Source organism: Kordiimonas sediminis, assembly GCF_014656395.1.
GTDB lineage: Bacteria > Pseudomonadota > Alphaproteobacteria > Sphingomonadales > Kordiimonadaceae > Kordiimonas_A > Kordiimonas_A sediminis.
Map to the genome: position 1 here is coordinate 1,302,126 of NZ_BNCI01000001.1, position 20,495 is coordinate 1,322,620.

At 49.7% G+C, this 20,495-nt stretch carries 19 protein-coding genes; 7 read left to right on the forward strand and 12 right to left on the reverse strand.

The window, feature by feature from the left end:
- Nucleotides 1-28: 28 nt before the first annotated feature.
- The 3 genes from IE181_RS05815 (at nucleotide 29) to IE181_RS05825 (ending at nucleotide 2,657) form a co-directional block, all read left to right on the forward strand.
- Nucleotides 29-976, forward strand: coding sequence for a DUF3108 domain-containing protein (locus tag IE181_RS05815; RefSeq protein ID WP_191250745.1), 948 nt, complete (start codon nucleotides 29-31; stop codon nucleotides 974-976).
- A gap of 91 nt (nucleotides 977-1,067) precedes the next feature.
- Nucleotides 1,068-1,253, forward strand: coding sequence for an alternative ribosome rescue factor ArfA (gene arfA, locus IE181_RS05820; protein ID WP_191250748.1), 186 nt, complete (start codon nucleotides 1,068-1,070; stop codon nucleotides 1,251-1,253).
- Nucleotides 1,254-1,361: 108 nt separating this feature from the next.
- Complete coding sequence (locus IE181_RS05825) at nucleotides 1,362-2,657, forward strand: metal-dependent hydrolase family protein (protein WP_191250750.1); 1,296 nt, start codon at nucleotides 1,362-1,364, stop codon at nucleotides 2,655-2,657.
- A gap of 80 nt (nucleotides 2,658-2,737) precedes the next feature.
- Here IE181_RS05825 and IE181_RS05830 read toward each other — a convergent pair whose 3' ends face one another.
- Together IE181_RS05830 and IE181_RS05835 are read right to left on the reverse strand one after the other, a co-directional pair.
- On the reverse strand, nucleotides 2,738-3,913 hold the full coding sequence (locus IE181_RS05830) for a DmpA family aminopeptidase (RefSeq protein ID WP_191250752.1): 1,176 nt from the start codon (nucleotides 3,911-3,913) through the stop codon (nucleotides 2,738-2,740).
- A gap of 5 nt (nucleotides 3,914-3,918) precedes the next feature.
- Complete coding sequence (locus tag IE181_RS05835; RefSeq protein WP_191250755.1) at nucleotides 3,919-6,546, reverse strand: GlcNAc-transferase family protein; 2,628 nt, start codon at nucleotides 6,544-6,546, stop codon at nucleotides 3,919-3,921.
- Nucleotides 6,547-6,694: 148 nt separating this feature from the next.
- Here IE181_RS05835 and IE181_RS05840 point away from each other — a divergent pair, with 148 nt between their 5' ends.
- Nucleotides 6,695-8,644, forward strand: coding sequence for a PAS domain-containing protein (locus tag IE181_RS05840; protein ID WP_191250765.1), 1,950 nt, complete (start codon nucleotides 6,695-6,697; stop codon nucleotides 8,642-8,644).
- A 42-nt stretch (nucleotides 8,645-8,686) separates the two neighbouring features.
- Here IE181_RS05840 and ychF read toward each other — a convergent pair whose 3' ends face one another.
- Genes ychF through IE181_RS05855 form a run of 3 tightly spaced genes read right to left on the reverse strand, consistent with a single transcriptional unit; the run spans nucleotide 8,687 to nucleotide 11,220 of the window.
- Nucleotides 8,687-9,790 carry a redox-regulated ATPase YchF gene (gene ychF / locus IE181_RS05845; protein WP_191250767.1) on the reverse strand — a complete coding sequence of 368 codons (1,104 nt, stop codon included), beginning with the start codon at nucleotides 9,788-9,790 and terminating at the stop codon, nucleotides 8,687-8,689.
- Nucleotides 9,790-10,524, reverse strand: coding sequence for an aminoacyl-tRNA hydrolase (gene pth, locus IE181_RS05850; protein ID WP_191250769.1), 735 nt, complete (start codon nucleotides 10,522-10,524; stop codon nucleotides 9,790-9,792). The genes ychF and pth overlap by 1 nt, the downstream gene beginning before the upstream one ends.
- A gap of 54 nt (nucleotides 10,525-10,578) precedes the next feature.
- Entirely contained in the window at nucleotides 10,579-11,220 is a 642-nt protein-coding gene (locus IE181_RS05855) for a 50S ribosomal protein L25/general stress protein Ctc (protein ID WP_191250771.1), read from the reverse strand.
- A gap of 276 nt (nucleotides 11,221-11,496) precedes the next feature.
- Here IE181_RS05855 and IE181_RS05860 point away from each other — a divergent pair, with 276 nt between their 5' ends.
- The gene (locus IE181_RS05860) at nucleotides 11,497-12,219 is read left to right on the forward strand and encodes a transporter substrate-binding domain-containing protein (protein WP_191250773.1); all 723 of its coding nucleotides are present in this window, start codon (nucleotides 11,497-11,499) and stop codon (nucleotides 12,217-12,219) included.
- 150 nt (nucleotides 12,220-12,369) lie between these two features.
- Here IE181_RS05860 and IE181_RS05865 read toward each other — a convergent pair whose 3' ends face one another.
- From IE181_RS05865 to IE181_RS05880, 4 genes are all read right to left on the reverse strand, one after another.
- Entirely contained in the window at nucleotides 12,370-13,302 is a 933-nt protein-coding gene (locus IE181_RS05865) for a ribose-phosphate pyrophosphokinase (protein WP_191251575.1), read from the reverse strand.
- A gap of 159 nt (nucleotides 13,303-13,461) precedes the next feature.
- Complete coding sequence (gene pgeF / locus IE181_RS05870) at nucleotides 13,462-14,217, reverse strand: peptidoglycan editing factor PgeF (RefSeq protein WP_229819170.1); 756 nt, start codon at nucleotides 14,215-14,217, stop codon at nucleotides 13,462-13,464.
- A gap of 56 nt (nucleotides 14,218-14,273) precedes the next feature.
- Entirely contained in the window at nucleotides 14,274-16,145 is a 1,872-nt protein-coding gene (locus tag IE181_RS05875; protein WP_191250775.1) for a DUF2207 domain-containing protein, read from the reverse strand.
- 13 nt (nucleotides 16,146-16,158) lie between these two features.
- A complete protein-coding gene (locus IE181_RS05880; protein WP_191250777.1) occupies nucleotides 16,159-16,725 on the reverse strand; it encodes a LemA family protein in 567 nt (188 codons plus the stop codon).
- A 71-nt stretch (nucleotides 16,726-16,796) separates the two neighbouring features.
- On the opposite strand from IE181_RS05880, the gene IE181_RS05885 reads away from it, so the two are divergent.
- Both IE181_RS05885 and IE181_RS05890 read left to right on the forward strand, forming a co-directional pair.
- A complete protein-coding gene (locus tag IE181_RS05885; RefSeq protein ID WP_191250778.1) occupies nucleotides 16,797-17,495 on the forward strand; it encodes a M15 family metallopeptidase in 699 nt (232 codons plus the stop codon).
- Nucleotides 17,496-17,517: 22 nt separating this feature from the next.
- Nucleotides 17,518-18,063 (forward strand): hypothetical protein, encoded by a 546-nt coding sequence (locus IE181_RS05890; RefSeq protein WP_191250781.1) that lies wholly within the window; start codon nucleotides 17,518-17,520, stop codon nucleotides 18,061-18,063.
- Here the strand turns inward: IE181_RS05890 and IE181_RS05895 are convergent.
- The 3 genes from IE181_RS05895 to IE181_RS05905 form a co-directional block, all read right to left on the reverse strand.
- Nucleotides 18,043-18,603: a winged helix-turn-helix transcriptional regulator gene (locus IE181_RS05895; RefSeq protein WP_191250783.1), complete on the reverse strand. Its 561-nt coding sequence runs from the start codon at nucleotides 18,601-18,603 to the stop codon at nucleotides 18,043-18,045. The genes IE181_RS05890 and IE181_RS05895 overlap by 21 nt on opposite strands.
- Before the next feature lie 106 nt (nucleotides 18,604-18,709).
- On the reverse strand, nucleotides 18,710-19,132 hold the full coding sequence (locus tag IE181_RS05900; RefSeq protein WP_191250785.1) for a VOC family protein: 423 nt from the start codon (nucleotides 19,130-19,132) through the stop codon (nucleotides 18,710-18,712).
- 280 nt (nucleotides 19,133-19,412) lie between these two features.
- Nucleotides 19,413-20,480 (reverse strand): class I SAM-dependent methyltransferase, encoded by a 1,068-nt coding sequence (locus tag IE181_RS05905; RefSeq protein WP_191250787.1) that lies wholly within the window; start codon nucleotides 20,478-20,480, stop codon nucleotides 19,413-19,415.
- Nucleotides 20,481-20,495 lie beyond the last annotated feature (15 nt).

Below are 20,495 nucleotides of genomic sequence, written 5' to 3' on the forward strand. Positions count from 1 at the left end.
ATTGGATGAAGACTATAGTGGAGGGGCTATGAAAATCCATACTAAGATATGTATTGCTGCTATTCTTTTCACTGTAGGTGTTACCTCTGGTGCCACTGCGGATACGTCCAGCAGTGCTATAGTCCCAGCAAAATCACAGAAGGTTACAGCGGTTTATGATTTTGTATGGAATGGATTTCTGATTGGTACCAGCGACACTGTCATTGACCTGGCAGACGAGAAGTATGTGATTGACTTTAAGTTCCGTACCCGCGGAGTGATGAAGATATTCTCAAGTGGTCGGTCGCAGGTAACATCGTACGGCAAATTCTTAGCTCCCGGCGAAGTGTTGCCGAAAGAATTCTCCTCCTCAGGTCGCTGGAGCGGTGATGACTTTGCCCGGTCAGTTTTTTATGATGACCAGGGCCGGGCTGTTGGTTCGCAGCTGGATTGGCCGCAAGAATGGCTGGATGATTTCAAAAATGAAGATGTCCCGGTTGATATGCAGCAAGGGGCTGATCCTTTGTCTGTAATGTTGCCAGTATTGACCCAGCCGTTACCCGTAACAGACAAAAAAGATCCAGCCCAACACCGTTTTTATACCGGGCGCAGTGTACTGGACTTGCTGATGGCCTGTGACGGCGAAGCAGATGATCTTAAAAAGGTTCGGCGGTCAGAGCATTTTGGCCCGGCGAAACTCTGTCGTTTTAATTTTAAAATGATTGCCGGGTTTCCGATCGAAACCGAAGAAGAGAAGCGTAAGCGCGAAAAGCGGGAGGCCAAAGAACGTGCCCGTGCAGAGCGTGACGCTAAAAAAGGAAAAACCCGGAAGGATGAAGACGATGATGACTTTATCCAGGTCTGGTTTCAGGATGATGCTTCGGTACCTGGACTTAATCTTCCTGTCCGGGGCGAGTTTGCCTTGGATATGGGGACGGTAAAGATGTATCTGCGCGAACTGAAAGGGACGGCGCCCGTCACACAATCTGGCAGGTGATTCTTCGAATAAAATGTGGTACTGAGTGGCTGTTCTGCCCTGTGATAAGGAGGGGCAGATACAAACATAGTACCTAAGGCAGGAGGACGGTATGGCAAAACGCCAATCACCCACGCCGCCTAAGAACCCATTTGCCAAGGCTTTATCAAGCGGATTGTTCCAGCAGAAGAAGGTCAGGGCAAAGAAGGGTAAGGGGGCCTACATACGCCGCCAGAAGCATCAAAAGTCGCTTCCGGCGGCGTTTGACGTTCTGCCACATGCTGTGTGCGCTATATAACTTTAGTTAATCCTCTTAGATTGGTTTTATAGGCTGGATTTTTCCATTCAGATGCCACAGTATGGCGCCGTTTCTAATGTTATTAATTATTTCAGTAAGGGGGCTTTCATGAAATCCATCCTCAAAACTGCTGCAGCGACGGCGATTCTGTCCGCAGCATTTTCTACGACCGCACTTGCAGGTGTGAAGCTGATCCATGCAGGGGAACTGCTTGCGGTCCCGGGTAATGATCCGGTCAAGGAACAAACAATTGTTATCGAGAATGGCAAAATTAAAGAAGTTCGTTCCGGGTATGCTGATCCGGCTGCGTACGGTGCTGACACAGAAGTTGTTGACCTGAAAAACAGCTTTGTGATGCCGGGCATGATGGACATGCATGTGCATCTTCAGGGAGAGCTGGGTCCAAATAACGATAGCGAGTCGCTGAAGATGTCTGATCAGCTGGTTGCGATCAAAAGTCAGCATTACGGTATGCTGACACTGAAAGCTGGCTTTACCACGGTTCGGGACGTTGGGTCGAACCCGCAGTATATGTATGCACTGCGTGACGGCATCAACAACGGCTGGGTCGATGGCCCACGGATCATCGCAGCGGGCGGTGTTGGCATCACTGGTGGCCACGCTGACGTTAGCGGTATGAAGCCTGATCTGATGGAGAAATATACATCAAAAGCCGTATGTGATGGTCCTTTTGATTGCCGCCGTGCGACCCGTCACCAGATTAAATATGGTGCGGACCTGATTAAGATCACGTCTACGGGCGGCGTTTTGACAGACCGTGCAACCGGTACCGGCCAGCAGATGGAAGCTGACGAACTGGCAGAGGTTGTTCAGGCAGCCAAGCGCATGGGCCGTAAGGTAGCGTCACACGCACACCAGGAAGACGGTATCATTGCTGCGCTGAAAGCAGGCGTGGACAGTATCGAACACGGTACTTACACGGGTCCGGAAGCGATCAAGCTATTCAAGAAAACCGGTGCGTATCTGGTGCCAACGCTTATTGCGGGTGACACTGTGAAGAAGATGGCAACAAGCTCTGATTTCATGTCTCCGGCGATTAAAGCCAAGTCCATTGAAGTTGGTAGCTCGATGAAAGCGAACTTCGAGAAAGCCTATAAAGCAGGCGTGAAGATTGCCTTCGGTACCGACAGCGGTGTGTCCAAACACGGCACAAACGCCTACGAAGCTGTTCTGATGAACGAAGCTGGCATGAAGCCAATGGATATTCTGAAGTCGGCCACTGTGAATGCGGCTGATTTGATTGATATGAGCGCAAGCCTTGGCACCATTGAAGCCGGCAAGCATGCTGATATTATTGCAATGGATGAAAGCCCGCTGCAGAACATCAAAGCATTGATGGACGTAGATTTTGTCATGAAGGGCGGTAAGGTTTTTAAAGACTAAGCCTCTCAGTCACTAACTTTGAAAGAAAGCCCCGGTTCTGCCGGGGCTTTTTGTTTTTTAGAATGCGAGACAGGCTGGTGTTACTGCGACTTCATTAGAATGTTTTTCACATCTTTGACCGGCAGGGCTTTGATCGTGCCCCGGTGGCCTATGGTATCCTCCGCCATCAGAAGGGCGTTATAGATAGCTTCCTCGGTTGCTTCTGCGACGCTTTGGAACAGGGGGCTCATTCTGCTGTTGGGCAGAGTGTTTTGGTCAAGGGCATCCGCACTATTATCACGGCGAACGGACGGGTGGGTGGAAAAGGCCAGTATATAATCCCCTGATCCGTTTGTCATACTGGACCCGGTGCGGGCAAGTCCGACGGTTGCCCGTTTTGCCAGTCGTAGCAGGTTCCTGTCTGATAGGGGCGCGTCCGTTGCAACTACAATCATGATTGAGCCATCAGCCGATGCATCTGTGCCGACCGCGTCTTTCAGGTAATATTGATCCAGTTGTTCGCCGATTTTGTGGCCGTCAATCGTTAAAACACCGCCGTAGTTCGCCTGGACGAGAACACCAACCGTATGTCCGCCAAGACTTGCAGGCAGTCTCCGGCTGCTGGTGCCAATGCCACCTTTCCAGCCGAATGCCACGGTGCCTGTGCCAGCCCCCACGGCCCCTTCCGTCACCGGGCCGGAAACTGCTTTGTCCAGTGTTTCCTTGATCTGGTCTTTTGTAACAGCGCGGGCACGAATATCATTTAGAAATCCGTCGTTGGTTTCCCCTACCACCGCGTTGACCGACCGGACATCTTCATTGCCCGGCTGTGCCAGGGTCCATTCGACGGTAGCTGCGATACCTTCTGCCACATTCAGGGTGTTTGTCAGCACGATCGGAGTTTCAATTTCGCCCAGTTCCATGATTTGACTGATCCCGGCCAGTTTGCCGTACCCGTTTGCAATATAGACGGCCGCGGGTACCGGGTTTTGCCGTAAATTCCCGTCTGCGGGAATAATGACTGTGGCGCCCGTGTTTATCGCTGGCGGTGCTTTCAGCGTATGGTGGGCAACTTTCACACCCTTAACATCGGTTATCGCATTCAGGGGACCCGTTGGCAGAATACCGGGCGTGATCCCCAAATCACGGGCGCGGACTTTGTCGCTGTCTGCTTCAACAGAAGATACATCTGATACGGGAACAGCGGTGGTTGCCAGTCCGGCAATGATAGCAAGGGCGGCTAGGCCCTTTGCCGTGTGTGATAGACGGGTAAACATATTTACTAATCCTGATCTAATGAAGTGATGGGTATCATGCTGTTAACCGATTGGCCGAGCATGATCTTAAGGGCTGCTTCCAGCATGGGCAGATTGACATCCGCGTTAATTTCAGCCGTGTGACGGAAATTGGGGAAGCTGTTTATTTCTGTCAGTTGCACGCAACCGTTTTGCTGCAACAAGATGTCTATACCAAGGAGGGCATAGGTATCCTTGGTGGACGCATTGCAGGCATCATGTAGGGCAGGGTTAAGGTCCCTGATAAGCTGCACACAGGCAGGGAAGAAACGGTCATACTGTTCATAGTCCGTGAATGACTGCATGGTGACAGGGCTGTCATCCTTGTCGTATCCCCTGTGATCAATCTGGACGGCGTAATCAGTACTGTCAGCCTGATAAGGCACACCGTGGATGACATTAAATCCACCCTTGAAAAGATAGATTTTATGATCCCATAACAGAACGTATAGACGTGTCGTGAATTTGCGACCGTCCAGAAGCATCAGGTCATTCACCGCGGCCTGTATGATTTCGTCGCTGTTGATTATTGCATTGTGCAGGGCGCTATTTGTGACACAGCGCATGCCTTTGCCGCCGGTTCCAGCGGCTTTCTTGATAAACCAGAGGGCGGCGGGGGCACCTTTGTGGGCAAGGGCGTCTTCTTTGGTGAAATAGGTGCGGGGTGCGAGCCGTTCTAACCCTTTGTCAGCCACCAGCTTTGCCAGGCTTTTCTTGTTGGACAAGGCATTTAAAACAGCCCGTTCTATCAGCCCAAGCCGTCTATACTCTGATGGTACCGATGACAAATCAGGCTGCGAGCCGCCGTATGTATCCCAGTAGGTGAAACAGGTCCGCAGGAAGCTGCTGGGGTTCTGTTCCCAGATTGCCTTACTGACTTTGTGAAAGTGTGCAGTAGCACGGTTCACCAGAACCAGTGGTCCCATCGCCGGATTTGTTGCGGGTACAGGCAGTAGATCATATCTACCGTTTCTTGCACGTTCAGACAGGGTTTTTGAGCGGAAATCAAGGCCACAGAAGGTTTCATAGTCTTCAAGCGAACGGGCTGTGCCCAGACTGAATTTCTCTATATCCTGAAGATATGCCGGATTAGACGGGAGCTCACCAGTTAGAAGATACTTTACTCTTTGGCGCGATCGTTTGTCTCTGTCTGTCCAGTCACTATGGTCATCAAAATGGGTCGCCTTGCGGTGACTGCGCTGCCAGCACTGATACGCCACTAGTTTATTGGGATGGAAAATATCAAAGCCGTGTGTCCAGTATCGGGCAGACAGAGATATTTCTTCCCCAAAGAAATAAAGATAAGGATCGCAAGGCACCTCAGTGAATACCTCTGATTTGCCGAATAGCAAACATCCGCCCATAAAAGCGCCGCGGAAGGGTTTTGCAGGCGCTTGGTCAATCGGAATACTTTTTGAACGCAGCAAAAGGGTGTCAAATTCGTCAAACCGTTCAGCCTGAATGCCAGAAATATGTGTTTTCTTCAGATCCATCGGCGGAATATAGGGCGGCGTATAGGTTGTCAGAACCGGCTTGTCGCTGTCACATTCTGCCAGCATGGCAATCAGGCTTTCATCCCAGCCCGGTTCAAACCGCATGTGGCTGTCAGTTTGCAGTACATAGTCTTCGTCTTTATAGTCCAGCTGACCACGCCAGCGTGCCTCGCAAACACCCTGTGCATGTGCGGCATCTATTCGGTGGATGGTGACTTGTTCCGGCTTCGTTACGATTTCAAAAAGGTCATCATCTTCATGCGGGTCTGCATGAAACATCACAGTGACGCGCAGTCGGTCGGGGAACGCTGCTTTGTCGAAAAGGTCATGTATGGAATGTTGGCATTCCGGGTCGCGGTAGGCAGCTATCTGGATAAATATGGTTTTGTCAGATGTTGGTGTTTTTTTTTGTGCCTTGGCAGAGCCTTTTTCCCGGATAACAGCCTTACCTTTTCCCGTTGTTTTAATCAGTTCTTCTGAAAAGTCCTGAATTTCAGCCATGGGACGCGCATGGAACCAAAGGTTGAAGGCCCATTTTTCGCCCTTTATGACAGGTGTGCCAGCATGCAGGCTGTCAGGGTGAATTTTTGTGGTGCCTGATTTGCAGTTATGAAACAGAGCCAGTCGCCCTTTTTTTGCTGTTACTTCTGCCTTCAGCGTGGGGAAGCCGGTCGCGCCGCCTTCTTCAATATCGTTCAGATAAACAAGGGCTGTGACTAGCCGCTGACCACCGCGTTTGCAGTAGTGCCGCCCCCGTTCAGTAGACAGGTCATAGCTATCGAAATGCGCCTTATATTCCTGACTTACACCGTAATGTATCACTTGCAGAGCTTCTGCATTCTCAAGCGGTATCTGAACGATGCCTGCGATCCTGTCAGCAATGGCTTTGATCGTGTCGTCGGTCTTATGGGGTATCCATGTATTACTACCAGTGCGACCGTCAGAGATCGCATCGTCACCTTCCAGTGAAACACGAGCGCGCTCTACCTTATCTTTGGCCAGGTTGATAATATAGTCACATTCTTCAGGCGACAGTACATCATCAATATAGGCAATCATGGGATCTACGTTAATCACATGGCTGTTCTTATATGCCGGTTGTACCGGAGCTACTTTTGTCATTCATGTCGCCGTAAAGTAAAGTGGAAGCATATCAAAGATGTATTCTTCCCTAGGTTAACGATTTGGTCACACATTCCAAGTAAGTCCCGTATTTTGTGAAATTACATGCCGTTATGTAAACAGTTATATTACAGGTTTCAGCTTTTTTATGAGTACTTCTTCTATTTTGCCACCGGCTGATGCAGCCGCTGAAACACCGTCGAACGTGTCAGATGGAGGAGTATTGCACCCTACACCATCAGAGACCGGGGTATCACCCTATACCTTTCATGATTTACCTGGTCAGCTTTATTTTCTGTCTGTGAACGATAGTGGATGTGTTGTGGACGCTAACGGCGCATTTTTGGCATTTGTTGGCAAGAAACGTCAGGATGTATTGGAACAGCCGGTTGAGTCTATTGTAAGTGATCTTGGTATTTATATCACACAGGATATAATCCAGCAGGTTCGGGAAACGCGCCAGCCATGGGGAGAAGCACAGGAATATCATCACCCGTCTTCTGGCAAGCATTTCATTGAGTGGCGCTGTTATACGACAGTTCGACAGACTGATAACCGCGTATATGTGGTTGGTGTGGATGTGTCCCACCACCAGTTTGTCAAGGACCAGCTAGCAGAAACCACATCGGTTGGTCGTGTCGGATATTGGCGGTTTGACCTGAACCATGAAAAGCTGTTTTGGTCTGATGAAATCTATGCCATTCACGGTGTTTCAAAGGATGACTTTGTTCCAAGTGTGGAAACGGCGATAGAGTTTTATTTGCCTGCAGACCGCGAAATAATCAGTGCTGCGGTTGTCGACTGTATAGAAAACCATAAGGCCTATACTATTCATCTGCGCATTATGCAGCAGTCAACCGGCCGTACGATCTATGTCGAGACTAAAGGCCGCCCCGAGTTTGATGTAGAAGGCCGTATCGAAGCAATTTCCGGCACTTTCCGAGACCGGTCCGATATCGTTCTCGTGCAGAATGAACATGAAGTAATGGTGAAAAGCCTGCAGGAAGCCAGACATTTATCAGAGCACCTGCATCATACGCTGGACGAACATGCACTTGTGTCAATTACAGATGCGACTGGCGTGATTATTTATGCCAATACCAAGTTTACTGAAGTTAGTGGCTATAAGCTTGATGAACTGCTTGGAAATAAGCACAACATCATTAAGTCGGACAAGCATGATGCCGCTTTTTATAAAGATTTATGGCGCACGATTGCCAGCGGTGAAACCTGGCAGGGTGAAATTTGTAACCGAAAGAAAGATGGGGAATTATATTGGGTACGATCAACGATTGTGCCCTTTAAAAACACCTACACAGACAAAATTGAACAGTATGTTGCTGTTAGAACCGAGATTACTGAAGCTAAAAAGCTGCAGGCCGAGCTTGATGCAGCGCTTAAAATGGCGGAGGAAGGCAATCTGGCAAAAAGTAGGTTTATTGCCAATATGTCTCATGAATTGCGGACACCCCTAAACCATATTATTGGCTTTTCTGATTTATTGATGTCTTTGGCAGACGATAAGCAAGCACAGGAGTTTGCGTCCTATATCCGTAATAGCGGTCAGGAGCTTTTTGAGAAGCTCCAGTCAGTACTGGAATTGTCGGCGAATATTGCACCAGATAATCTGAATCAGTCTAACGTTCAGCTGCTCAAGCATATCGAGGAAGATTTATTTCCTGGCTTTCGGTCTTCTGCGTCAAAGGCTGGCCGTATTCTGGAGGAAGAGGTCCCGAATCAGTCCGCGACAGAGATATATCTTTGCACGGATGAGATAGACCGAGCCATCAAATATGTTTTCGAAAATGCGGTACGTTACACACGCTCTGGTGAGAAAATTCTGCTAAGATTGTCAGAGACCGACACGAAGGTTCAAATAGACTTAGCTGATGAAGGGCCGGGCATACCGGAAGAAAAGCAGAATCTGATTTTCACGCCATTTGCGTTGGTGAATGAGGATTATAGTGCAGCAACGCCAGGAATGGGTGTCGGACTGCCTGTGGCCAAAAGGTTGATTGAACGGAATGGCGGTACGCTGGAGCTGATTGAGATGCCAGGCAAAAGCACCTGCTTTAGGATTAGTTTTAACAGGTCATAGAAAAGCAAAACGGCGCCTGTTACAGCGCCGTATTTATTTTGGCTAGACGTTAAAGCGGAATAATAATACATCCCCGTCTGCGACAACATATTCCTTACCTTCAAGGCGCATTTTCCCTGCATCCTTGGCACCTTGCTCCCCACCGAGGCTGACATAATCGTCATAGGCAATGGTCTCTGCGCGGATGAACCCTTTTTCAAAGTCGGTGTGAATTACGCCCGCTGCTTGCGGTGCTTTGGTGCCGACAGGAATTGTCCATGCTCGGGTTTCTTTTGGACCACATGTGAAATAGGTAATCAGGTGCAGAAGGTCGTATCCGGCACGAATAACACGGGCGAGACCCGTTTGACCAAGACCGAGGGTTTCCAGAAATTCTGATTTGTCTGCTTCATCGTCCAGCTGGGCGATTTCTGCTTCAACTGCCGCGGAGATCACAACAGCACCGGCCCCTTGCTCGGCAGCCATTTTAACAACTTTTTCGGAAAACTCGTTGCCGCTGGCTGCGCTTTCTTCGTCGACGTTACAGATATATAGAATTGGCTTGCTGGTCAGTAGCTGCAGCTCGCGCAGAATTTTTGCTTCCTCGTCGCTTGACAGTTCAACCTTACGGGCAGGAATACCGTCTTTCAGCAGCGGAATACATTTTTCGATCATTGCCATTACGGCTTTTGCTTCTTTATCGCCACCGCGCACCTTGCGACCCAATCCGTGTATACGGCCTTCCAGACTTTCCAGGTCTGCGATCATCAGTTCGGTTTCAATGGTCTCAGCATCAGCTACTGGATCAACACGACCATCCACATGTGTGATGTCATCATCTTCAAAACAGCGCAGAACATGACAAATCGCATCTACTTCCCGAATGTTCGCCAGAAACTGATTGCCAAGGCCTTCCCCCTTTGAGGCACCACGAACAAGGCCAGCGATATCAACGAACGATAGCTGGGTCGGGATGACTTCTTTTGACCCCGCTTTGGATGCAAGTTCATAAAGGCGCTCATCAGGCACAGGAACCTGGCCTACGTTTGGCTCAATCGTGCAAAATGGATAGTTTGCAGCTGCGGCGGATGCCGTATTTGTCAAGGCATTGAACAGGGTAGACTTGCCAACATTAGGAAGCCCTACGATACCACATTTGAAACCCATTATTTGTCTCCTGTCTTCAGAGATCGCAGCATATCAGCCATCGGACCATCTGGTACTTTTTTGGAATAACTGGCGGCCGGTTTAGGGGCCGCTGCTTTTTGTTTTGTTTCGTCCGTGGGCGACGAAGGTGCCCCGGCTGGTTTTTTTGTGCCTGTACTTGGGCGCTGCGGTGTCAGACGCTGTGCTAGTGCAGTCTGGAAACGCGCACCGTCGCGTTTGGCAAGCCACGAGGCTTCCCGTGCGATACCGTCCAGAACTTCTTCAATTTCCGGCCACTCTGATTTGGCAAAGTCGCCCAGCACATGACTTGTCACCTTGTCACGATGCCCTGGATGCCCAATGCCAATTCTGACCCGGTGGAAGTTTTCTCCGATATGGGCCTTGATTGATTTCAGCCCATTATGGCCGGCAAGACCACCGCCTTGTTTAACTTTGACTTTTGCAAACGGTAAATCCAGTTCGTCATAAAAGACGACAACATCTTCGGGTGACAGCTTATAGAAGCGCATGGCTTCACCTACCGAACGGCCACTTTCATTCATAAATGTCTGTGGTTTGAGGACCAGAATTGGTTCTCCGTTCAGCTTGCCTTCGGATACCAGTGCCTGAAATTTTTTTCGTTCCGGCAAAAAGTTATGGCAGCGAACGATTTCGTCCACTGCCATAAAGCCGACATTGTGCCGGTTATCCAGATATTTGCTGCCCGGGTTGCCTAATCCGACAAAAAGCAGCATGCTATCTTCCTTTCCGGCTACAGGTAGGGACTTGATTAAGCCCCCGACCAATATTTATGCAGACTCTGCGTCCCCGGCATCTTCAGATTCTTCGTCAGAAGCATCAGCAGCGTTTGTCGCAGACTTAAGACCACTTGGTGCAACAATCGCACAGATAGTGAAGTCACGGTCAGAAATAGTAGGTGTGCAGCCTTCTGGAAGCGTAACGTCAGAAATTTTAACAGCTTCGTTAATGTCAAGGCCAGCAACAGATACTTCAATAAACTCAGGAATAGCTGATGCAGGAACGTTCAGTTCAATATCGTGACGCGTGTAGTTGATAACGCCGCCACGCTTCAGACCAGTTGATTGTTCTTCGCCAATAACTTTCACTGGAACAGCCATTGCAACAGATGCACCTTTGCCCAGACGCAGGAAGTCGATGTGCATAGGAATATCAGATACCGGGTGCAGTTGCAGATCACGTGGCAGAACAGTTGATTTGTTCTTGCCTGCTACGATTTCGTAGGTGTGTGACATGAAACCACCACGGTTGATCAAACGAATTACTTCGTTCAATGGAATCTGGATGGACAGTGGGTCTTTGTTGTCACCGTAAATTACGGCTGGAACTTTACCAGTACGGCGAACAGCACGAGAGGCTCCCTTGCCAACCCGGTCGCGGAGTTCCGCTTCGATTGTAATGACTTTTGCCATTGTAATTCTCCTAAATATTACCTGTCGGGACAATCCAGACAGGCCCGTCACTTCCTCCAGGGATGCAAGGACGGATTACCACCCCTTCAGATAACGAAGGGAAGTCGGGCGCGTGATACTGTACAATGCGCACAAAAGCAAGCTGAATCACGGTAAAATGCAAAGAAAGCAATAGACCTTTAACCATTTTCTGCGATATATGTTTTCAGGGGATGATATTTAATCCGTATCGGGGTTTGAGTAAAGTAACTGTGTATTCCATATCAGGAACCTTGAATGCGTATAAGTAAATATTGGGCGGCACTTCGGATAGCTCTTGGTTTAGCGTGTCTGTTACCAGCAGTGATAGCACTTGAGGCTGTTCAGTCATCTGATTCCACAGTGCGCGTTTTTACCCATGGTGAAGGGACCTATGCCCAGCCTGATGAAACTGGAAAACTGGCAGGGCCGGGCATGGATGTGCTGCGGTGTGCTATGGACCGTCTCAAGCGCGCGTATGAGGTAAAAACTGTTGCCATGGTGCGGGTAGACCGCATGATTGAAGATGGTTTAATCGATATCTGGTTTCCCAGCTATAACAAGGGCGAGATTGACCGACACAGAAAAATAATTGGCGTGCTGGGGGAATTAAGAATTAACTGGATTTTGCGCCAAAATATGGACATGGATCCCTTCAGCAAAATGTTCAAAGATACCGCCAAAGTCACCGCATTTCCCGGGTCAACACCAGAAAGAATGCTGCAGCGAAATGGCTATCGATATATACAGGGGACAGATGATACCGACCGCATGTTTTTGATGCTGTATGGCGGTAAGGTAGATGCAATCCTGTCTGCAGACTTCCGTGCATTTCTCAGTCCCCGCTTCAAGGACGCTGTAAAAGACGTCCGTGTAATTGAATATGCCCGGTACCCTGCAGGGTTTGAGCTATTTTCACCGTTCATAGACAAAGAGCCAGAGTTTGAAAAGGCTTTCGCGACTGCACTGGATGGATGTTAGCCGCCTGTGAGGCGCCGCTTCCCTGATAAGCAGTAAAAAATAACCGCCTCCTGATGACAGAGGCGGTTTTGTATTTTCTTTATTGGGACGGCAGATACCTACCTACGCCCAACAAAATGCGACCATAGCACCAGGTGCCCTTAAGTGCGCTTAGTCAAACAGGCTGGAAACGCTTGTTTCGTGTGCAATTCTGTTCATGGCTTCTGCAAGCAGGGGCGCCACGCTTACAACACGGATTTTGTCAGTTGCAACGCAGGCATCGCTTGGGCGGATGCTGTCTGTAATTACAACTTCGTCCATGACACTGTTTGCAATGCGGTCATACGCCGGACCAGACAATACGCCGTGTGCGATATATGCGGAAACGGATTTCGCACCCTGCTTCATCAGGGCTTCTGCCGCGTTACACAGCGTTCCGCCACTATCGACAATATCGTCAACCAGCACACAGTGCATCCCGGATACATCACCAACAACGTTCATAACCTCGGACACACCAGCGCGTTCACGGCGTTTGTCGACGATTGCTATCAGGGCATCCATACGCTTTGCATAGGCACGGGCACGAACAACACCTCCCACATCAGGCGATACGATCATTGTTTCCTTGCCCGCGTATTTTTCTTTCAAATCACGAACAAGAACCGGCATTGCATAAAGGTTATCGGTTGGAATATCGAAGAAACCCTGAATTTGCCCTGCGTGCAGGTCCATAGTCAGAACGCGGTCCGCACCAGCGGTTGTGATCAGGTTTGCAACAAGTTTCGCCGAGATCGGTGTCCGCGGGCCGGGCTTCCGGTCCTGACGGGCATAGCCGAAATACGGAAGAACAGCTGTGATGCGGCGGGCGCTTGCACGGCGCAGCGCATCAATACAAACGAGTAGTTCCATCATATGGTCGTTTGCGGGATAGTTAGTGCTCTGAACAAGAAAAACGTCCTCACCGCGGACGTTTTCATGAATTTCTACAAAGACTTCCTGATCAGAAAAACGCTTAATGGACGCTTTCGTCAGGGGCATGTTCAGATAGGCTGCGATTGCTTCGGCAAGTTCCGGGTTGGAATTACCGGCGAGAATTTTCATGCCCATTGGCTAGCCTCCATCAGGACAAAAGTTAAATCAAAAACTTGAATCGTGATGTATCAGTATCGTCATGCTTTTGTAAAGTTTGCAGATACGAATTTTAGGATATTGGTGCCTATCAGACACACATGGCTAAGAATTGCTTCTCAAATGGTCTGTTCAGGGCAGCATTATTACCGAGATTTGCCGTCCGTAATCCGAATCACCCTTGTGTGTGGAGCGTCTGTATGAAAAATGCCTGGAACTGCTGTAGGTATCTGTGCCGCTTTGCCAGATATGCTCGATACCGTGTTTCTGAAGCCGGTTCTCAACATACCCAGGTAGGTCAAACTGATGGTGGTCAGCATCCTTGCCGTTCTCGAAAAAGCGTTTTGAATTGGCATCTGTATCCAGAAAACGCTCTAAAAAGTTTTTATCAACTTCATAACTGGGCTGATGGATGGTGGGGCCAATGGCAGCTTGGATCCGTTGTCGGTCAGCACCCAGTGTTTCCATCATACTGACTGTATTTTCCAGAATGCCCGTCAGCGCGCCTTTCCAACCCGCGTGGGCCGCGCCGATAACGCAGACTTCCGGGTCGTAAAACAGGACCGGGGTGCAATCTGCTGTCAGGATGCCAAGAATAAGTCCGGGTGTGCGGGTGACAAGGGCATCAGCTTGCGGCCTGTTGTCTGAAAAGCTCTTCGTCGCATGATGCACGATATTAGAGTGTATCTGGTAACAACTAAGGAGCGGTGTGTGTGCGCTACCAGACAGTGTATCCGCTACGATACGTCTGTTTTCTGTTACATGCGCCTGATTATCGTTTGATCCCGGGCCACAGTTCAAACTGCTGTAAACGCCCTTGGACACTCCTCCGGTATTGTCAAAAAAACCGTGGGGGCACTGCAGTGATGATGTTTGATAATTTTTCATAGCGGGTACCATCATACGTAGGAGTGTGTCTGAACTATGGACATGGGGGCAACGGCCTACCAGCCACCACCGCCTCCACCGCCACCGCCGCCTCCGGAGCCGCCAGAGAAACCGGAGCTGCCAGAAGAGGAAGGCGGTGTTGCTGCCGCTGCAACGATTGTGGACATGGACGACCCAATAGACTGTCCGACTGATCGGCTGGAGAAACTGGAACTACCGTGATACCAAGCAGGACTGTAGGACGATTTGCCCTGTGCTGCCGCAGTGTCCTCCAGAATGTTATGGAACTGGGCGCCCCATTCATTTTCCAGCTCAAGCGCAATCGCATACGGCAGATATTTCTCATATAGTTCCGGCGTTTTCTCCGGTGGTGTATGGAAGTTTAGCCGGTCTTCTTCTGCAACTTTCAGATACAGTTTGAAGCCTTCGATATGGTCCATGATTTTACGGCCAAACTGTGTGGGGGCCGGCATCAGGAAAACAAACAGCGTCATAACAGCCATTGTAGCGCCCAGAATAATGATAGCGCCAAGGCCATAATCCGCCAGACTGCCAGAGAAGAAACTACTGCCCCACATGATAAAAAGAACAAGGGTAAGGAGGTGTCTGGCCTTTAAGCTTCCGTCAGTCAGGCGAAAACTTTTAACCATCCGGGTCAGAACAATGCCCAGGGCAGTAAGGGCAAACAGCATCGGAATACCTTCAGCGAGCGAGTCAGCCGCAATAAATGTCGAAGTAATGGTCAGCATACCAAGACCAGCACCAATAAGGTATGCGGTCCAGTTGCCAACGAAATAATCAGACTTTTCCTTTAGGATTGCTTTTCGGAAGGCTGTCTGTGCTGCTGCAACATCTTTGGAATATTTGTCTTTCAAGGTGATGGATGACTGGGTGCCGGGCAGCAGCTTATCAAAGAGCGCTTTTTCACCCCGCGCCAGTGGCACTGTCCGGTCTTTGACCGTCAATGTAATTTCGTCGCCTATCTGATCAATGACAAGAAAGCCTTTTTGTGCAGCACTGACAATGGCGCCTGTCAGCGCCTTGCTGTCATAGCGCATTTTCAGAATATAGCGGCACGCAGCAGGGGACAGTCCCTCGGGCGGCTCATACTGGGCAATAATGGTGCCTTTTTTCGGATCACGCCCAAGCTTGTTCCATGCCATGAAAAAATACAGCGTGGTAAAAAACAGTCCAATGGAGCCAGCCAAAAGATTAAGATTATCCAGAAACAGGCGATTGGTTTTGTCCAGTGCCGTAGGCCTGTCTACAAAACCGGCTGGCCATTCAACAACAATTGTCAGGCCTTCATAGGTGCCAAGGGGGCTCGTTGTATCAAACCGGACAATGTTGTCACTGATCATGTCGGACTGATATGCCCCGTCCCTGGACCCGGACCGCCCGGTATAGGCTGTCGTGCGGGAGATGGTTGCTCCACTGGGCAGCTCAATAACCGCACGTGCTTTCAGTATCGGGAATGCCCAGCCATTGCCGGTCACATTCCAGTATAGTTCGTCGACTGTATCGAAATGTGTAACCTGCCAGCTGGTGGTGTAGGAAATCGTGTATGTGTGTTCCCCGCGGGGTAAGATGATATTGGCGCTTCCAATTCTAATACGTTCACCGTTACCGATGGATTCCTGGGTCCAGTTAACATCACTGTTATCCTTTTGGACAGACTGGACTGTAAAACCCATTTTGATACGGTTGCCGTTTCTGTCGGTATATTCGGTTGGGAAGTCCCGGAAGATGCCGTGTCTGATCTCGGCTCCTTCTGCGTTAACCCGAATGGTCTCCGTGATTTGCAGCTCGCCTGTCGGCAATACAACAATATCACTGATAAATTCTCTGATCTCTTCGCGTGCAGTAGCAGGGAAGGCGACTGCCGAGATCAAGGTGATCAGGGCAAGGATAGAAAACCGAATACGCACAGATATATCTCTATTAATTAAAGGTAACTTTAGGGGCGGTTTTCACGGCACCAGCTTCTGCCTCGTCCAGCTCAAAATACTCGGATTTATGAAAGCCAAATTGCCCGGCAATCAGATTGGACGGGAAGCTTTCGACCATAGTGTTCAAATCCCGCACACTGCCGTTAAAATAGCGGCGAGACTTTTGGATATGATCTTCGATCTCAGAAAGGTCGGTCTGCAATTGTTGGAAGTTGGTGTTGGCTTTCAACTCCGGGTACGCCTCGGATACGGCGAAAAGCTGTCTTAGTGCGCCGGACAGGATATTTTCTGCGCCGGATTGCTCTCCCGGGGTGCCTGTGGATTTGCTGGCGGTGTTGCGGGCTGCGATAACATTTTCCAGCGTTTCTTTTTCGTGGGATGCATATCCCTTGACCGTTTCAATAAGATTCGGGATCAGGTCGTAGCGCCGTTTCATCTGGACATCGATATCAGACCAAGCCTCTTCTGTACGTGTCCGAAGCACAACAAGTTTGTTGTAGATTGATATGACAAACACGGCCAGAAGGATTAGGCCACCAATAACACCATAATATATCATGATAATTTTCTCCAATGTCTCTATGTTATCTTATGGTTAAATAGTGATTCAGGCAACAAGGGATAGAAAATATGCGGCTGAAACATTTGATAGGGGTTGTTGGGGTTTTAATGATGGCTGGTTCTGCAACTATGGCGGAAACGGAGGCTGTGCCAGATGCAGAACTGGTCGACCTTGGGCAGGTTATTCCCGGGCTTGTGTGCGAGGCGCGCTACTTCGGGAATGAGAATTTCATAGGCGAGCAGATTGATGGCTATCTGGCACCGAAATGCCTGTTGACCCGCCGTGCAGCACAGCAGCTCGCATATGTACAGAAGGAACTGGAAGCTTTCGGGATGACGCTGGTGGTGTTCGATGGGTATCGGCCACAGCTTGCCGTTGATCATTTTGTGCGCTGGGCGGCGGATCTGGATGACACTAAAATGAAGACTGCCTACTATCCAAATGTCCCCAAATCCAAATTATTTGAAGAAGGGTATATCGCTGCCAAATCAGGTCATAGCCGGGCAAGTACCATTGACCTGTCCATCGGGAAAACAGACAAAAACGGCGGCTATACTCTTCTCGAAATGGGGACCCCGTTCGATTTCTTTGATGTGCTGTCACACGGTGAAAATCCGGATATTCCTGCGGACGCGCGCGGGAACCGCTTGTTACTGCGGTCGGTGATGATGCGTCACGGTTTTAAACCGTACAGTGCAGAGTGGTGGCATTTCACCCTTGAAAATGAACCGTTTCCCACCACTTATTTTACAGAGCCGGTTGAATAAGGGCTGATAGTAGGGGGATAAGATGGCGAAAAACCTGCCTGAAATTTTTGAAGAAATGCGTCAGGCCTTGCTTGGTCGAAGGCCTGATCACAAGTGGGGTGCCAGTGCAGGTGAAGCTGCGTCTGCTGCGGTGGGTGGCCTGAAAGGTCTGGGCGGTGACACCCTGACCAAAACGGCTGAGCATTTTAATGAAATCTCCCCCTATATTGAACAAGCGGGCTTTGAGGTCATTGAAATAGAAGTTGGGCTGGGCCTGTCACCAAAAGTGGTCGCACACTTGGTTTTGAATGAATTGCTGGAGCCAGAGGAGCAGCAAGCCCTGCTGGACGAAATTCAAACGCAGAATAAAACCCTGACATATACGGTGGTGAATTCCCTGTTCAAAACCACAGAGGCAAGACGCAAGCTTAACTTCAAGCGGTTTCATTTTACCCATATTGAATTGGAGCTGAGTATTCTGCCGACCGTTGTGTTGAAGTTCCGACGCAATGATTATGACGGCGATGATGTCAGTGATGTCCTGTCTGCAAATGAAGGCGAGGCTGATTCACTTCTTCCGGAAACGTGATTTCAACTGGTTCAGGCGAGTTGACTGGGTATTAAGAATACCGGTCCGCAGGAAGTCAGGGATATCCGGCAACTCCTGATTTGTAAGAACATCCCGCTTTTTCGGCGCTTCCACCGAGGTATTGTGCGGGGTTACATTGCCGCCGCAACTACTGCAGACGACCTTCGGCACCACTGCATGCCCGCATGTTGAATGCCGGGTAATTTTCGGTGTGCCTTCTTCTTCAAAACAGTAGGCGTCCCCCCATCCTGTGATGGTCATCATCACGGGGAACAGCGCCATGCCCTTGTCCGTCAGGGCATATTCATAGCGTGTCGGTTTTTCCTGATAGCTAACTTTGGTGAGAACCCCACTGTCCACCAGTTTGCCTAGTCTGTCAGATAGCATTGTCCGGGATATGCCAAGCGATGATTTAAAGTCGTCAAAACGCATGGTCCCCGCAAAACATTCCCGCAGAATAAGCAGGGTCCAGCGATCACCAATGACCGCAAGCGCCCGTGCGATAGAACATCTTTCGTCTGACAGGTTTTGCCATTTCATGTGTATGAAGCCCTCCGATACAACTAAGCATTATCAGAAGGCAACCAGTGCCGTCTAGCGGAAATAACCTATGGTCCAAAAAATGGACCATTAGGTATATCAACGATTATTTTGCAAAAAGCTGTGACATGTCTTTAAAGCTTTTTATCTCGATCGCATTACCTGCGGGGTCGCGGAAGAACATAGTCGCCTGTTCTCCAACCTTGCCCTGGAACCTGATTTTAGGTTTGATGATGAAATCCACATCGGCTTTGATCAGCTTTTCTGAAAGCACATGCCAGTCATCCCAGTTCAACACTGCTCCGTAGTGAAAGCTGGGGACATTATCGCCGTCCACACCGTTATGATCCGGGTCTGTCAGCGGTGTGCCAAGGTGCGTCACAAACTGGTGACCGAAAAAGTCAAAATCAATCCACTTTTCGCTTGAACGACCTTCCGGGCATCCCAGGAGCCCCCCGTAGAAAGAACGGGCTGCATCAAGATCGTTCACTGGTACAGCAAGATGAAATGGGGGAATGGAATGGGTCATAGTCTAAGCTCCTCATAAAACATCCTGACACCATAAACCTGCTTATAGAAAAACGGTATCTTTTTGAACAAAATTTCAATTCCTTGACACGTGTCAAGGTTTCTTCTTCAAGTTGTGTGCATACTCAGGATATCAGAACGCCAAATCTGATGCTATCCGGGGCCGAACTTTGCTTTAATGCTTCCCCTATTCGCCCGGTTCCGGTAAATTGTGGCGCATTCTCTTTGAGGATGCGTCACTTTTGTATTTCAGGCTTTGCCGCACGTATATGCGCCAGTGTTTACAGCGCAGGTGGCGCGGGTATGTCTTTGTTCTGAAGCGCAATAACTTTAAATAGTTCGCCCATTTCCTCTGGTGCGGTTAGTCGCTTAAGCTCTGACAGTAGGGTCGCTTGTGTTTCCAGGTCTTTGCCCTTTGCAAGCGCCTGTGCCCGCAGCCCAAGACCAAGTGCCATTAAGAATTGCCCCTGTGTCGCAGGGCCAAATGTCGCGGCTCCTGCCTCTTTGCCGGCATATTGTAGTTGGTCAAAGGCAACATGGGCCGTCAAGTCAGCTTTGCCGGGCTCCAAAAGCGGATCGGTATAGTTGTGTTGCCTGAGCGCCTGGAAGCTATCTCCGGGCTTTGATGTGCTGTACCCATAGTCAATGAAAAGGGCAGCCCCGCCGTGACCGACAATATGGCGGGCTATCTGCCCGGTGAATGATAAAGCAGCCGGGCATACTTCCACCACATCACCTTCCGGGCACTGTTGCAACGACGAAGGAATAAGTGCTGCCATGGAGGATGCGGGCATCAGGCACCACTGCAGATCATTGTTGTTGTCTGCGGTAATGGCACGTTGTCGCCACCCATCTTTGGTCTTTTCAAACTGGTGAATAGGCAAGGCATCAAAAAATTCATTTGCAACAAAAAGTGTGGGCAGGGGGTCCAGGGCTGCAAGATTATCGTGCCACGCTGCATGTGGTACTTTTTTGCGCTGCATGTCCCGTAGTTGTGGTGACGCTTCGACAAAATTTACTGATGCTGCTTCGGTAAAGCCCTGCACCTGTTTGCCTGCCCGCAGAATATCTGCCATTAGCGTCCCGCGCCCGGGGCCCAGTTCAACAAGCTGAAACGAGGCGGGGCTACCCAGGGCCATCCATCTATCCGCGCACCAAAGGCCAAGCATTTCGCCGAACATCTGGCTAACATCCGGGGCCGTGATAAAATCCCCTTCTGCACCAAAGACGCGCTCTCGTGTGTAATATCCATGCTTTGGATGCATCAGACATTCGGCCATATAATCAGCAAGCGGGATAGGGCCGGTTGCACGAATGCGGTCAAGGAAGATATCTTTAAGTGCGGTCACAACTTGGTTCGCTTG